Here is a 13,805-nt window from a genome sequence, read left to right on the forward strand (position 1 = left end):
GAACCTGATGATCACCCGGTCCAGCCGGGTGACCGGCTTGCGCCCCTCGGCGATGTCGCCGGGGTCCATGGCTACAACTGTCATGTCGGTAGTGACTCCAGAGTCGTCCTGACCACGAGCACCCGCCAGGCATCGCTGAGCTGGGAGGAGGTTCTGACCCCCGGCAACTGCCTGACAACGGCACGAGTGGAACCCGGCCCGCGGCCGGCGGGCAAGGCGGTCCCCAGGGCTTCGTCAAGTGTCCGCTCAGGCAGGGCGCGCCCGGGTGGGCGGGCAAGCTGACATAGTGCGGGCGAGGGCCGGGTACGGTTCCGCGTCCGTCGCTACGCTGCAACGGCCATCGCCGTGCGATCAGGCATCCGGACCGGTCCGGTGGCCCGTGCCCGGGGATGGCGCTCCCCATTCGTCGTGCGACACGGAGGACGTCTTGCCAGCGATGAAAGTCGGCATTTCCCTGCCCACCATGGCCGACCTGGCGCCGAAGGGCTTCCCAGGCATAGCGGCCGGCGCCCGCCACGTCGAACAGGCCGGTCTGGACTCCGTGTCCGTGTCCGACTTCATCATGGGCAACGGCACGCCGGCCCTGGAGGCCACCGTCGCCCTCTCGGCCGCCGCCGCCGTGACCACTCGGGTGGAGCTGCGGTTCGGCGTCCTGGTGCTGCCGTTGCGGAACATCGCCTGGACCGCCGCCCAGATCGGTACGTTGCAGCACCTGTCCGGCAACCGCGTCGTCCTCGGGGTCGGGTCGGGCGGAGCGCCCGGGACGCCGTTCTGGCAGGCCGTCGGCGCTGCTCCGGAGGGCCGCAACGCCCGGTTGGTGCGCGCCCTGGAGCTGCTGCCGGGCCTGCTGACCGGCGAGGAGACGACACTGCCGGACGGCCCCGCTGTGACGCTGGCGCCGGCCGTACCGGCACCCCCGGTGCTGATCGGCGGCAACTCCGACGGCGCGATCCGGCGTGCCGCGCTGCACGCGGACGGCTGGCTGCCGTCCATGGTGCCCCCGGCGACGGTGGCCCGCGGCGTCGCGAGGCTGCGGGAGATCGCCGAGGAGGCGGGGCGGCCCGCGCCGCGCACCACGGTGTGGCTCCACGCCGGACTGGGCGACGACGAGTCCGTGCGCTCGGCGCGTGTGGCGTTCGAGAAGAGTCTGGTGGACATGTACGGGCTGTCTCCCGAGGAGGCGCCGCTGGTGCCGATCGGCGGCAGCCCGAAGGAGGCCGCCGAGCGGTTCGCCGCCTACGCGGAGGCCGGCGCCGATCACCTCGACCTCGTGGTCGACGGCGGCGACTGGCAGCAGCAGGTGGAGCTGATCGCAGAGGCGCGCGCCCTGCTGTGACGTGCGGACCGCCCCGGCCGAGTCCTGGCGCCCGGCGGGGGCGGTCGCGATGACGAACGAAGCGGGCTGTGCGACCCGGTGGGTCGCACAGCCCGCTTCGTGGGTGGTGTGGGTGTCACCTGCCCGGCAGCTCGATGGACTGCCGGTGGTGGAAGACGTTGCGCGGGTCCCAGGCCGCCTTGACCTTCTGCAGCCGCGCGTAGTTGCCCTTGTAGTACAGCTGATGCCAGGGGATGCCGGACTTGTTGAACCCCGGGTCGCTCAGATCGCTGTCCGGATAGTTGATGTAGCAGCCGTCCGTGACGTCGTTGGGCACGGGCACGCCGCCGGTGTCGGCGTACACGTCGCGGTAGATGTCGCGCAGCCATGCGATGTTGGCCTCGTCCTTGTCGGCGTGGTGCCAGTAGGACTCGTAGAACATCACCAGGTGCGAGTCGCGGTGCGGCGCCGGGGTCTCGGTCGGGCCCAGTGCGTTGATGCGCCCGCCCGCGGAGGCCAGCACGATGTAGCTGTAGGCGTTGTCGTAGTCCTTGCGCGTCAGGTGCTTGTAGAGCGCGTCGATCTGGCGCTGGGGGAAGACGTCCTTGACGAACGCGGACTTGTGGAAGGTGCGCAGGTTCGGGTTGTTGAGGGTCTCACCGCCGGTGGTGCTGTAGGTGGTGGCCTTCATGAACGGCAGGTTCTGCGAGTCGCGCCAGTTCGGCTCGGCGCCCATGGCCTCGCTGAGGAAGTCGACGAAGGCGTCCATCCGCTGCTGGGCGCCGGGCTTGTCGGCGTCGATCTGCGCCACCAGGAAGAGGGTGCCCGCGGACACGTGGTTGAGGAACAGCCAGTGCCCGAGGTCCAGGTAGTCGGAGTCGAGGGAGGCGTTGTCCTTGGACCAACGGCTGTACTTGCGCAGCAGGTTGGTGAAGCCGGCCTCGGTGATCTGCTCCCAGGGCCAGGTGACCTGCGTGTAGACGACCCTGGAGGGCGGCCGGGGCAGCAGCCGGCTCGGGTCGTTGCCCTTGGCTCCGCGGCTGCGCAGCCAGTACTTGGTGACGATGCCGAAGTTGCCGCCGCCACCGCCGGCCAGCGCCCACAGCAGGTCACGGTTGGGGTCGTTCGGCTCCCTGGTGGCCACGACGGCCCGCACCCGGCCCTTGCGGTCGACCGTGACGACCTCGGCGGCGTACACGTGATCGATGACGATGCCGTGCGCCCGGGACAGGACGCCGTAGCCGCCGCCCGCGAAGTGACCGCCCGCGCCGACGCTGTGGCAGCCACCGCCGGGAATCGTCACGCCCCACCCGTTGTGCAGCGTCTCGTAGATGTCCAGGAGGGTGGCGCCCGGCTCGACGAAGAAGGCGCGCCGCCGCTCGTCGTAGCCGACCCGGTTCATCAGCCGCAGGTCGGCGATGATCTGAGCTTCCTTGTTGAAGACGAAGTCCTCGAAGCAGTGACCGCCACTGCGCACCACGATCCGTTTGCCGGCCTGGACGGCCTCGCGCACCACCTGGACCACCTGCTGTGTGGTGGCCGGCAGGCGGACGGCCTCGGGGGTGCCGACAAGGCGGGCGTTCATGCCGGACACCATGTCGGCGTAGCGGGCGTCACCGGGCCTGACCGTGGGGATCGCGCCGGTGGCGGCCTCGGGGGCGGCGTGCGCGGCGGGTGAGAAGGTTCCGAGTGTGGTGACGGTCCCGGAGGTGGCCACGGCGGCGCCCGCTCCGGCCATGAACCGTCGTCTGTTCAACATAGTCACATGCAGCTCCATTCGGCGAGCGCATCCGGTCTGGGTTGCCAAGCGGCCCCAGCGTGCCCACGGCCCGGCAGCGCTGACACGGAAGCCGCACGTTTATGTCAAGTAGCGCCTGTAGCCGTTACGTTGAGGTGAAGCCGGGCGGGGCCAGGTGACACACTGTGGGCGCGTCCACCGGCCCGCGGATCGTGGCGCGGCAGGATCGGACCCATGATTGCCGCCTACATAGAACAGTTCGGGCCGCCGGACGTGATCCGGTACGGCGAGCTGCCCACGCCCCGGCCGGGATCGACGGACGTCCTCGTCGACGTCGAGGTCAGCGCGGTCAACCACGTCGACACCTTCGTGCGTTCGGGTGCCTGGCGCACCGATGTGCCGCTGCCGTTCGTGGTCGGGCGGGACCTCGTGGGCACCGTGGCCGCGACCGGTCCGGCCGTGACCGGTTTCACCCTCGGGGACCGGGTGTGGTGCAACAGCCTGGGCTACGCCGGCCGGCAGGGCGCCGCGGCCGAGCGGGCGCTGGTCACCGCCGACCGGTTGTACCGGTTGCCCGCCGGGGTGCCGGCGGCCGAGGCCGTGGCCGTGGCGCATCCGGCGGCGACGGCGTATCTGGCGCTGTTCACGCACGGCCGGCTGCGGGTGGGCGAGACGGTGGTCGTCGTGGGAGCGGGCGGAAACGTGGGCAGCGCCCTGGTGCTCATGGCGTCGCGGGCCGGCGCCCGGGTCGTCGCGGTGGCGGGCGCGGACAGCGCGAAGCGGGTGCGGGCGCTGGGCGCCGAGGTCTTCGTCGACTACCGGGACGCCCGGCCGGCCGACCGGATCCGCGAGGCGGCGCCCTCGGGTGTCGACATGTACGTGGACACCTCCGCGCGCAACGATCTGACGACCGCGGTCGATCTGCTGGCCAGGCGGGGCAGGATCGTGCTGCTCTCGGGGCTGACGGCGGCTCCCACGCTGCCCGTGGGCCGGCTGTATGTGAAGGACTGCTCGATCGTCGGCTTCGCCATCTCGCAGGCGTCCGTGGGTGAACTCGCCGAGGCGGCCGGGTTCATCTCCCGCCTCCTCGCGGACGGTTCGCTGCGGCCGCCCGCCGTGCACGCGTTGCCGCTGAGCGCGGCCGCGGAGGCCCACCGCCTCGTCGAGGAGGGCAAGGCCCAGGGCAAGATCGTCCTGCACCACGACGGGTAGGGCGTCGGCGAGGGGCGTTTCGCTGGGCGGGGCCGCGTCGGCCGGACGACCAGGCCGCCCGGGGGTACGGCGGCCGGACCACCACGCCGCCCCGGGGCCGGGCGGCCGAACTCGGAGCCGGGTCGGCCGAGCCGTGAACCTGACCAATCCTGGGTCCGGTATCTGACGCCCGGTGCGGGCTGCTGCGACGCTTTCGGCATGGCTTCCATCATCGAAAAGAGCCCCCTCTTCGAAGTTCACGGATGCCCGCGTGGTCACCGCTGAACCGGGTTGTGCCTTCCGCTGGATGATGCTGTCCCACGCGGGCGCCGATCAGGAGAGCCTCTGGGGTTTCGGCATCGAGCCGGCCGGCGGCGGGACCGTGCTGACCCATCACTTCGTCGCGTCCTGATCGCTCTTTTCCTTCGACCCAGAGGATCCGCATGTTTCTCCAGCGCATCGCGAACAAAGGAATACGCCTGGGCACATTGTTCGACCGGGCGGCCGAGAAGCACCCGGCGAGCCCGCTGATTCTCGACCACGCACTGGACATCGCGCCGGAGCGTGGCACGCGGCTGACGCTCACCGAGGTGGCCGCGCTCGTCGACGACTTCGCGTCCCGGCTGTGGGCCGCGGGTGTGCGCACCGGTGACCGCGTGGTCGTCCACAAGACCAACGGCTTCGACATCACCCTGCTCGCCTGCTCGACGGCCCGTATCGGCGCGCTGCCGGTGCTGCTGTCCCCGAAGCTCGACGGGGCGACGGTGGCCGAGCTGCTGCGCCGGATCGACATGCCCTTCCTGGTGACCGATCAGACCAAGCTCGACAACGACCTGCCCCCGGAGGTCTCCGGCCTGGCCCGTGAGCTGCTGCTGGCCTCCGGCGAGCACGAGGGCGCGGTCGAGTTGGCGTCGCTCGCCGGCAGCCCGCGCATCCAGCCGGCGGTGATGTCGCCGGACCACCCCACGCTGATCACCCACACCTCCGGCACCACCGGCGTGCCGAAGCTGGCCGTGCACACCGGCCGCACCTTTGAGGCCCGGTACCGCCCGCAGGGCACGGTCGCCAAGCTGGTCGCGTCCAGTGAACCCGTGGCGATCCACGTGTCGTTCGTGCACTCGCGCATGTTCACGGCACTGCCCATCTCCATCCTCCAGGGCCACCCGGTCATCATCCTGCGCGAGGACGATCCGCAGATGGTGGGCGACCTGTTCGGCCAGGTCCCGCCCGGGCTGATCGAGGCGCACCCCAACACCTTCATGCGGTGGGAGGAACTGGCCGACGATCCACGGGCCCCGCTGGCGAAGGTCAAGTACTTCAGTTCGACCTTCGACGCCATTCACCCGCGCACGGTGCACCGGCTGCTGAGCGCCTCCCGCCGGAGCGGCGCCACGTTCATCCAGATGTACGGGCAGAGCGAGGTGGGTCCCATCGCCGGCCGCACCTACAGCCCCAAGAGGGGCGCGGAGGCGGAGGGCCGCTGTGTGGGCCGGCCGTTCCCCGGGATGACCGCGGTGCGCGTGGTCAGCCGCGACGGCAAGCCGCCCACCAAGTCCTCCCCCGGCTTCATCGAGGTCAGGAGCAACGGACGGATCGTCACCTACCTCGGGGAGCACGGGCGCTGGGAGAAGCAGGCCGACGGCGACTGGTGGCGCATGGGCGATGTCGGTTACCGCACCAAGTGGGGCTGCCTGCACCTGCTGGACCGGGAGGTGGACGAGATCCCGGGCATCGACAGCACGCTGGAGATCGAGGACAAGCTGTTCGCCAGGCTGCCCGAGCTGACCGAGGCGGTCATCGTGCCCGGGCCGGACGGAAGGCCGGTGCCGGTGGTGTCGACGCGGGGCGACCGTCCGCTCGATCCGGTGGCGTGGAAGACCGCGGTGGTCGACCTGCCGCCGATGGCCGAGCCGGTGCAGTGGCGCCTGGAGGACCTGCCGCAGACGGCCACCACCAAGATCAAGCGTCTGGAGCTGCTGAAGCAGTTGCAGGACCAGGGCTGACCGGCCCGGCGGCCCGGGGCGCGCGGCACCCGGGGTGAGCGGACGTCCCTACAGGCGTCTGCCCCCCTTCTTCGGGCTCCGGTGCCGGGGGGGACGCGGCGCAGCGGCCTTTCGTGCCGCTCGCTGAGGAGCGGACTTGACGCAGTCGCCGACGCCGCGGGGCGCACGGCGCCCTGCATGGGGCATGGTCGTCGCTCCGGAGCCGTCGACCCGCTGCTCCCCCGCCACCGGCACGGGCGCAACGGCCGCACGGCCCGACGTCAGCCGACCCGCTTTTTTCCGAGGTGACCGGCGAGAGGAGAGGCCACGGCATGGCCATGGACAGGAACGCACGTTATGCCCGGCTCCGTGAGATCCAGGGCATGGACGTCAAGGAGGAGTACAGCCGCATCTGGTGGCTCGACATGGGCTACGAGTTCCCGTGGGACTTCAGCGTCGCGGGCGCGCTGGCGTTCTGCAACAGCGTCGCGCCGCCGCAGATGGCGGCGCTCCTGGTGCGGACCGGGGAGCTGACCCAGAACACGCAGCGGCGCATGGAGCACTTCGCCCTGATCAGCCTGGAGATGGTGCGGCGGGGGTTCAAGGACGAGCGCGGCCGGGCGGCGGCGCGGCAGATGAACCGCATCCACAAGAACGCGGTCCGGCACATCAGCGACGACAAGAAGAAGTGGAGCATCAGCAACGAGGAGTACCTGTTCGTCCTCGCCACCAGCATGCTGATACAGATCCGCTGGGTGGACCGGTACGGCTGGCGGCCGCTGAGCGACCAGGAGCGGACCGCGGCCTATCTGCACATGCGCGAACAGGGCGAGCTGATGGGCCTGAAGGACATCCCGGGCTCGTTCGAGGAGTTCGCCCGGTTCCACGACGACTACGTCGAGCGGACTTTCGCGTACTCGCCGGAGGCCGTGACGCTGTGGCAGGTACTGCGGAACACCGTCATCGAACCGATGGCCGGATGGCTCCCGAAACGGCTCCAGCCACTGGGCCGCAAGGCGGCGGCCGCGGCTCTTCCGGCGCTCCTGACACCGCACATGCGCAAGGCGTTCGGCGTGCCGGAGCCGTCCCGGCCGCTGCGGCTCGCGGTGGACACCGCGCTGAGGCTGCGGGCCGCGTACGTGCGCCGGCAGCCGCCGCGTGTGGAGGCCGCCTACCCCGATCCACTGCCCACCCCGAGCTTCCCCACGGGTGAGTTCAAGATCGAGGAGCTGGGCCCCGAGCACACGGTCGGGCGCACCGCCCGCTGAGTGCCCGGCGGCACGGCAGCCCCATGACTGAGCGGCACACGGTCGGACCGTGTGCCGCTCAGTCGTGCGCCGCCCGGCGTCGTTCTCAGTCGATCGGTGCCGGGGTCGGGACGGCCGTGCCGAGGATGTCGCGCAGCAGCCGGGCCTGCTCCAGCGTGGCCTTCTCGTCCTCGGCGCGGACAGCGCCGCGGCGCACCGCCTCGGCGAACGCCGCGACGGTGCCGGCCACCTGGTCCTCGGGGTCGAGGCGCAGTTCCCGGCTACCGGAGCGGTCGTGGAGCCGGATCACCGGGACGTGGTCGGCGGGCGGCGTGAACGCCATGTCGAGGGTCAGCCGGCCGGTGCTGCCGCACACCTCGTAGGTGCTGCGGTAGGCGTGGTCGAGACCGTAGGTCAGGTGGACGCCGACGCCGTCGCCGTCGCGGCGCAGCAGGGCGGCCCCGGCGGTGTCGACGTCGACGCCGGCGGCGGCCGTGGCGACGGCGCCCACGACGGTCAGTTCGGCGCCGAGGAGGTGCTGCGCGGCGCGCACCGGGTAGACGCCGGTGTCCCACAGGGCGCCGCCGCCCAGCTCGGGGCGGTAGCGGATGTCCCCGGCGGGGCGGCGGGGCACGGTGAACGCCGCGTGGAAGGAGCGCGGTTCGCCGATGACCCCGTCCTCGATGAGCCGGCGGACCCGGGCGTGCTGGCCGTGGTGGATGAACATGACGTTCTCCATCAGGGCCAGGCGGCGGCGGCGCGCCAGGGCGAACAGGTGCGCGCTCACCTCCATGGAGGTGCTCAGCGGCTTCTCGGCCAGCACGTGCTTGCCCGCGCGCAGTGCCGCCTCGACCCACTCGGCGTGCAGGGCGAGCGGCAGCGGGATGTAGACCGCGTCCACGTCCCCGTCCTCGATCAGCCGGGCGTAGCCGTGCAGCACGCGCGCCCGGTAGGGAGCGGCGGCCGCCGCGCCGCGGCCCGGGTCCCGCGAGGCGATCGCGGTGATCTCGAAGGCCGCGGAGCGGGCGAAGGCCGGAAGCATCCGGCGGCGGGCGATCTCCGCACTGCCGAGAACTCCGACGCGAATGGCGTCTGTCATGGTTCCTCCCCGTTCCAGCGTGGCAGCACCCCGGCAGCCAGGGTCTGCGCGAGGCCGGCCGCGGCCTTGTCCTTCGGTGACATCAGGGGTTCCTCGGTGATGTCCCAGGGCAGGTGCAGTTCGGGGTCGAAGGGGTTGATGTCGATCTGGGTGCCCGGCGCGTAGACCGTCGACATCACGTAGCAGATGCAGGTGTCGTCGTCGAGGGTCAGGAAGCCGTGGCCGACGCCCTCCGGGATGTAGAGGGAGCGGCCCGAGGAGGCGTCCAGGGTGCACACGTGGTGCCGGCCGAAGGTGGGTGAGCCGACGCGCAGGTCGACGATGATGTCGCGCAGCGCGCCGCGTACGCAGCTGACGTACTTGGCCTGCCCGGGCGGGACGGCCACCGTGTGGATGCCGCGCAGGGTGTTGCGGCGGGACACGGAGTAGCTGATCTGCCGGGGCACGAACGGCTCACCCAGCACCTCCTCCAGTTTGTCGGCGCGCATCCCCTCCCAGAAGGCGCCGCGCTCGTCCGGCAGTTGTTCGGGGGTCACCAGGTACGCCCCCGGGATCGCCGTCGGGGCGATACGCACCGCGTTCTCCTTTCGTGTCGCCGGGCCGGGCCCGGCGCGGCCGGCTCAGGCCCGTTCGGCCACCAGGCGTTCCAGGTCGCCGACGATCTCGTGGGCCGGCGGCAGCTGCGCCATCTCCCGGGAGATCGCCTGCGCCCGCTCGCGGTACGAGGGGTCCTTGAGCAGCAGCTCGCACGCGGCGTTGATCTCCTCGTAGCCACCGGAGTCGACCAGGGCGGCGGCCCCGTACTCGACGATCCGCCGGGTGGCGCTGGTGGGGTATTCGGGGTGGGCGATCAGCTGTGGCACGCCGGCGTTCAGGGCGGTCATGTCGGTGCCGCCGCCCCCGTGGTGGATGATGACGTCACAGGTGGGTGCGAGGACGTCCAGCGGCACCCAGCCGACGCGCACCTCGGGCACCTCCTCGCGCAGTTCGGCGGCGACGGCCTCGGGGGCGCCGACGACTACCTCGGCGCCGAGCTTGCCGACGCTGCGCGCCATGTCGCGCAGTCCCTCGCCGCTGAACAGCCGGGTGCCCGCGGTGATGTAGACGCGGGGACGGTCGCCCTTGGTGTACATCCACGGCTCCAGGGGCTTTTGCGGGTTGCCCGGCACCCAGCGCATGAGCTTGGCGGGGACCGCGTTCTCGGGCCGCAGGCTGGGCGGGCACACGTCGAGCCAGAGGTCCGGGGCGGGCACCTTGTCCAGGCCCAGTTCGGCGAGGACCGGGGCGAGCACGGGCTCGGCTCCCGGGTCGTAGGCGCGGGAGTCGATGCGGTCCCATTCCAGGCGCACGCTGGGGATGCCCAGGTGGTCGGCGAGCAGCGGGGCCGTGTAGAACATGCCACCGCCGACGACGAGGTCGGGCCGCCAGTGGTCGGCCAGGTCCAGCAGGCGGTCCAGGCTGTCCACGGCGATCTCGGCGTAGACCCGGCCGACCGCCTTGAGCTGCTCGGCCGGATCGTCGGGCATGGCGCCCATGAAGGCGCTGACCTCCTCCATCGACACCGGGGAGATCTTCACGGCGGGCAGGCCGACGCTGGCGATGTTGGGCAGCACCCAGTCGATGCCGCCCATGAACACCTGGTGCCCGGCATTGCGCACGGCGGTGGCGAGGGGGGTGTGGGAGAAGATCGGGTAGGGGCTGTTTCCGGGGATGAACAGGACCTTCATGGGGGTCTCAACCTGCCTTCGTGAGCACCGCGGCGGCCCGGACTCCCGAGAGCATCGCGGCTTCCGTGGTGGGGGAGTTGAAGTAGTCGCCTGCGAAGACGACCGGGGGCCGCTGCTCCTTCAGGACGCGCACGGAGCGGCGGTAGCGGCCGGGGGCGGGGATGGGGAACCCGTAGGGTCGCTCCGCGATCTGGAACGGCTCGGCGCTCGCGACCGGGAAGTCCCGCCACAGCGACGGCAGCAACTTCGTCACCTCGGCGAACTGCTCCTCGGTGGGGCGGCCCAGCAGGCGGCGGGTGTGGGCACGGCCGGGGTAGGCGAACACCAGGAGTTTCTCGACGGGCCGGCCGTGGTCGTCCCGCACCGTGCGGGGATAGGTGATCATGTTGCGCAGGGGCGGGTCCTCGGGGCCGCCGGCCACGATGTGCGCCTCGGCGGGCAGTGTGCCCTTGTCGACGAGGTAGGACACCGACAGGGCCGGCTCGTACCGCTGCGATTCCAGGAACCGGCGGGTCTCCTCGCCCACGGTGGGGGCGGGCAGCGCGGCGACGAGTTTGGCGGCGATCGGCGCGGGCGTGGCGACGACCACTTCGTCGAAGCTCTCGGTGACCGGGGTGCCGTCCGGTCCCACGGCGGTGACCACGATGCCCGTGCCGTCCGGCTGGACGGCGGTGACCTCGTGCGACAGCCGCAGGTCGGCGCCCTCGGCGTTCTTCTCGGCGAGGATCTCCATGCCGCCGCGCAGCACGTAGAAGCCGGAGCCGCCCATCCAGGCGAGCAGGGCACGGGCGTGGACGGCGGAGATCTCCTCGCAGGCGAAGTTCCAGAAGCCCTCGATCTGGGGGCGCAGCAGGAAGTCGAAGCCGCGCTCGGACACCTGCCGGCAGCCCCAGTCGGCGGCGGTCGTCCCGTCGTCGAACGGGGCCGACTTCACCGGGTCGAACAGGTCGAGCTGCTTCTTGCGGGCCACCTGCTTGAGGGTGCTCAGCAGGAAGGCGACCCTGTCGCGCAGGCCGACGTGCTTGTAGGTGAGCAGGCTGAGCGGCGAGTCGGAGGAGAGCGGCACGGTCTTGCCGTGGTCGGAGATCCAGACGTTGCTGGAGATCCGGACGAGCTCGTCCTCGAGCCCGTACTCCTTGATCAGCTGGGTCATCAGCTTGTAGAAGCTGACGTACATCAGGTTGATGCCGACGTCGGGCTCGATCTCCGGGCGGTGCCAGGAGCGGGCCCGGCCGCCGAGCCCGTCCGCCGTCTCGAAGACGACCACCTCACGGCCGCTGCGCAGCAGTTGACGGGTGGCGGCACAGCCGGCCATGCCGCCGCCGATCACCGCGACCTTGGTGCGTTGTGTGCGACTGGTCATCGCTCCACCTCTGTCTGCTGGTTGGGGCGGGTCAGTGTTCGACGATCTCGTCGTGCGGCCACTCCAGCCCCTGGCCGAGGCCGCCGTCGACGGGCAGGTCGACGCCGGTGGTGAAGGTGGCGTCGAAGGCGAGGAAGAGCACCGCTGTGGCGGCCTCGTCGGCGGTGCCGAAGCGGCGCATGGGCGTCAGCTCGATGCCCTCCTTGATGTTGGCGGCACGCAGTTCGTCGGAGATCTCGGCGATGCCCATCGTGGGGGTGTCGGTGAAGCCGGGGCTGATGGTGTTGACGCGGATGCCGCGGGGCAGCAGCTCGGAGGCGAAGACCTTGGAGAAGGCCCGGATCGCCGACTTCATGCCGGTGCCGACGCTGGTGGCGACGAAGCCCATACCGACGGCGACAGCGGTGGTGAAGACGAACGAACCGCCCTCCTTGACCAGGGGCGCGAGCCGCTGCGCGGTGAAGAAGGCCCCCTTGGTGTTGGTGTCGAACATCCGGTCGTAGGTTTCCTCGGTGACCTGGCTGAGGGAACCGAACTTCAGGTAGCCGACGTTGACGAAGACGAAGTCCACCTGGCCCAGCGTTTCCTCGACCGCCTTGCCCAGCGCGTCGATGTCGGACATGCTCGCCGCGTCGGAGCGCAGCACGTGGGCGCGCGGGCCGAGTTCGGCTCGGGCGGCCTCGATGTTCTTCTCGTTGAGACCGGTGAGCAGCACCTCCGCTCCGCCTTCCAGGAGCTTTTTGACCACGGCCATGCCGATGCCGTGCGTGCCACCGGTGACCACGGCCTTCTTGCCGGCGTACTTCTTCATGACACCTTCCGGTTGGAATCGGGGGGGGTGGGGCTCGGTGCCCCGTGTCGCGGTCCCTGGCGGTCGTTCAGACGATGTGGACGTCGGGCACGTAGAGGATCCATTTGCCGCCCGCCGCCCGGAACTCCCTTTCCTTCGCCATGATTTCCTCGGCGTGGTTCCAGGCGAAGAGAAGGGCATAGTCGGGGTACGGCCGGGAGAATTCCTCGGACGGGCGGACGGGAATGTGGGCGCCCGGGGCGAGCCGGCCCTGCTTGGCCGGCGTGTTGTCGCAGATGAACGGAACGAGGTCGGGGCCGATCCCGCAGTGGTTGAGGACGGTGGCGCTCTTGGCGGTGGCGCCGTAGCCGACCACCGAGCGGCCCTGCTCGCGCAGTTCCGTGAGCAGCCGCACGAGGTCCCGGCAGCTGTTGCGCGCGTGCTCCGCGAAGCGGTGGTAGGTCTCCGGCCGGGCCAGGCCCGCCTCGCGTTCGCGCTCGACGTGCTCGGTCACGGCTGCGGAGACGGTCCGCCGCCCGGGGCGGGCGATGGTGTACCGCATCGATCCGCCGTGCACGGACAGCGGCTGGACGTCCGCCAGTTCGAGGCCGTAGCGCCGGGCCATGGCCTGCACGGAGGTGACCGAGAAGAGGTAGAAGTGCTCGTCGTAGATCTGGTCGAACGCGTTCTGGGCGATGATCGAGCCGAGGTAGCGGTCCTCGATCACGAAGATGCCGTCGGGGCCGAGGAGCGCGTCCACGCCCCGGAACACCGAGTCGATGTAGGCGATGTGGCTGACGGTGTTGGCGGAGAAGATCACGTCGGCTGGACCGTCGGCTTCGGCGATCTCCAGCGCGCTGGCCTCCTGGAAGAAGTCCGTGCGCACTCGCACGCCCTGCGCCTTGGCGAACTCGGCGACCTGCGCCGAGGGGTCGACGCCGAGGTGGCGCACGCCGGCCCGGCCGATGGTCTTGAGCATCGTTCCGTCGTTGGAGCCGATCTCCACCACGAAGGGAGCGTCGCCGGTGAGTTCGCTGCCCAGCAGCTGGTTCGCGTACTTCTCGAAGTGCTCGCGCATGACCACCGAACCGGCGGAACGGTAGGGGTAGTCCTCGTGGAACATCTTCTCGCGGGGCACCTCTTCGATGAGCTGCACCATGGTGCATTCGGTGCAGACGCCCGCGGCCAGCCGGAAATAGAACTCGCTGCCCGCCGTCTCGGGTGTCACGAAGGAATCGGATACCGGTTGCCGGCCGAAGTCGATGAACTCGTCGACCGGGCCACCGCAGATGCGACATTGGACCATGAACGGACCCCTTTGCATTTCGTGGGCGGGCGGCTCGGCGCGCCGGC

At 70.8% G+C, this 13,805-nt stretch carries 12 protein-coding genes; 5 read left to right on the top strand and 7 right to left on the bottom strand.

Annotation, left to right across the window (positions count from 1 at the left end):
* Positions 1–436: 436 nt before the first annotated feature.
* A complete protein-coding gene (locus CCL05_RS14620; protein ID WP_086560937.1) occupies positions 437–1,336 on the top strand; it encodes an LLM class flavin-dependent oxidoreductase in 900 nt (299 codons plus the stop codon).
* 115 nt (positions 1,337–1,451) lie between these two features.
* Here the strand turns inward: CCL05_RS14620 and CCL05_RS14625 are convergent, their stop codons facing one another.
* Positions 1,452–3,074, bottom strand: a complete 1,623-nt coding sequence (locus CCL05_RS14625; RefSeq protein ID WP_244204275.1) for an FAD-binding oxidoreductase — start codon at positions 3,072–3,074, stop codon at positions 1,452–1,454.
* A gap of 213 nt (positions 3,075–3,287) precedes the next feature.
* Between CCL05_RS14625 and CCL05_RS14630 the strand changes: the two genes are divergently transcribed.
* The 4 genes from CCL05_RS14630 to CCL05_RS14645 all read left to right on the top strand — a co-directional run bounded on the left by CCL05_RS14630 (position 3,288) and on the right by CCL05_RS14645 (position 7,494).
* Positions 3,288–4,265 carry an NADPH:quinone reductase gene (locus CCL05_RS14630; RefSeq protein WP_086560938.1) on the top strand — a complete coding sequence of 326 codons (978 nt, stop codon included), beginning with the start codon at positions 3,288–3,290 and terminating at the stop codon, positions 4,263–4,265.
* A gap of 250 nt (positions 4,266–4,515) precedes the next feature.
* Complete coding sequence (locus tag CCL05_RS14635) at positions 4,516–4,656, top strand: hypothetical protein (protein ID WP_208641506.1); 141 nt, start codon at positions 4,516–4,518, stop codon at positions 4,654–4,656.
* Between the two features lie 31 nt (positions 4,657–4,687).
* Entirely contained in the window at positions 4,688–6,247 is a 1,560-nt protein-coding gene (locus CCL05_RS14640) for a class I adenylate-forming enzyme family protein (protein WP_086560939.1), read from the top strand.
* 311 nt (positions 6,248–6,558) lie between these two features.
* On the top strand, positions 6,559–7,494 hold the full coding sequence (locus tag CCL05_RS14645; protein WP_086560940.1) for an oxygenase MpaB family protein: 936 nt from the start codon (positions 6,559–6,561) through the stop codon (positions 7,492–7,494).
* Positions 7,495–7,579: 85 nt separating this feature from the next.
* On the opposite strand, the gene CCL05_RS14650 is transcribed toward CCL05_RS14645, so the two are convergent.
* The 6 genes from CCL05_RS14650 to CCL05_RS14675 all read right to left on the bottom strand — a co-directional run bounded on the left by CCL05_RS14650 (position 7,580) and on the right by CCL05_RS14675 (position 13,758).
* Positions 7,580–8,572: a Gfo/Idh/MocA family protein gene (locus CCL05_RS14650; protein ID WP_086560941.1), complete on the bottom strand. Its 993-nt coding sequence runs from the start codon at positions 8,570–8,572 to the stop codon at positions 7,580–7,582.
* The gene (locus tag CCL05_RS14655; protein WP_086560942.1) at positions 8,569–9,147 is read right to left on the bottom strand and encodes a dTDP-4-dehydrorhamnose 3,5-epimerase family protein; all 579 of its coding nucleotides are present in this window, start codon (positions 9,145–9,147) and stop codon (positions 8,569–8,571) included. Before CCL05_RS14655 ends, CCL05_RS14650 begins: the two co-directional genes overlap by 4 nt.
* A gap of 45 nt (positions 9,148–9,192) precedes the next feature.
* On the bottom strand, positions 9,193–10,299 hold the full coding sequence (locus tag CCL05_RS14660; RefSeq protein WP_086560943.1) for a nucleotide disphospho-sugar-binding domain-containing protein: 1,107 nt from the start codon (positions 10,297–10,299) through the stop codon (positions 9,193–9,195).
* Between the two features lie 7 nt (positions 10,300–10,306).
* Positions 10,307–11,662 carry a protoporphyrinogen/coproporphyrinogen oxidase gene (locus tag CCL05_RS14665; RefSeq protein ID WP_086560944.1) on the bottom strand — a complete coding sequence of 452 codons (1,356 nt, stop codon included), beginning with the start codon at positions 11,660–11,662 and terminating at the stop codon, positions 10,307–10,309.
* 31 nt (positions 11,663–11,693) lie between these two features.
* Positions 11,694–12,473, bottom strand: a complete 780-nt coding sequence (locus tag CCL05_RS14670; RefSeq protein WP_086560945.1) for an SDR family oxidoreductase — start codon at positions 12,471–12,473, stop codon at positions 11,694–11,696.
* A 67-nt stretch (positions 12,474–12,540) separates the two neighbouring features.
* Complete coding sequence (locus CCL05_RS14675; RefSeq protein ID WP_086560946.1) at positions 12,541–13,758, bottom strand: class I SAM-dependent methyltransferase; 1,218 nt, start codon at positions 13,756–13,758, stop codon at positions 12,541–12,543.
* Between the last annotated feature and the right edge of the window lie 47 nt (positions 13,759–13,805).

The organism is Streptomyces africanus (assembly GCF_002150735.1).
Classification (GTDB): Bacteria; Actinomycetota; Actinomycetes; order Streptomycetales; family Streptomycetaceae; genus Streptomyces; species Streptomyces africanus.

Coding starts and splice junctions, on each gene's coding strand:
- CCL05_RS14620 (WP_086560937.1), top strand. CDS start 437: ATGAAAGTCGGCATTTCCCTGCCCACCATGGCCGACCTGGCGCCGAAG.
- CCL05_RS14625 (WP_244204275.1), bottom strand. CDS start 3,074: ATGTTGAACAGACGACGGTTCATGGCCGGAGCGGGCGCCGCCGTGGCC.
- CCL05_RS14630 (WP_086560938.1), top strand. CDS start 3,288: ATGATTGCCGCCTACATAGAACAGTTCGGGCCGCCGGACGTGATCCGG.
- CCL05_RS14640 (WP_086560939.1), top strand. CDS start 4,688: ATGTTTCTCCAGCGCATCGCGAACAAAGGAATACGCCTGGGCACATTG.
- CCL05_RS14645 (WP_086560940.1), top strand. CDS start 6,559: ATGGCCATGGACAGGAACGCACGTTATGCCCGGCTCCGTGAGATCCAG.
- CCL05_RS14650 (WP_086560941.1), bottom strand. CDS start 8,572: ATGACAGACGCCATTCGCGTCGGAGTTCTCGGCAGTGCGGAGATCGCC.
- CCL05_RS14660 (WP_086560943.1), bottom strand. CDS start 10,299: ATGAAGGTCCTGTTCATCCCCGGAAACAGCCCCTACCCGATCTTCTCC.
- CCL05_RS14665 (WP_086560944.1), bottom strand. CDS start 11,662: ATGACCAGTCGCACACAACGCACCAAGGTCGCGGTGATCGGCGGCGGC.
- CCL05_RS14670 (WP_086560945.1), bottom strand. CDS start 12,473: ATGAAGAAGTACGCCGGCAAGAAGGCCGTGGTCACCGGTGGCACGCAC.
- CCL05_RS14675 (WP_086560946.1), bottom strand. CDS start 13,758: ATGGTCCAATGTCGCATCTGCGGTGGCCCGGTCGACGAGTTCATCGAC.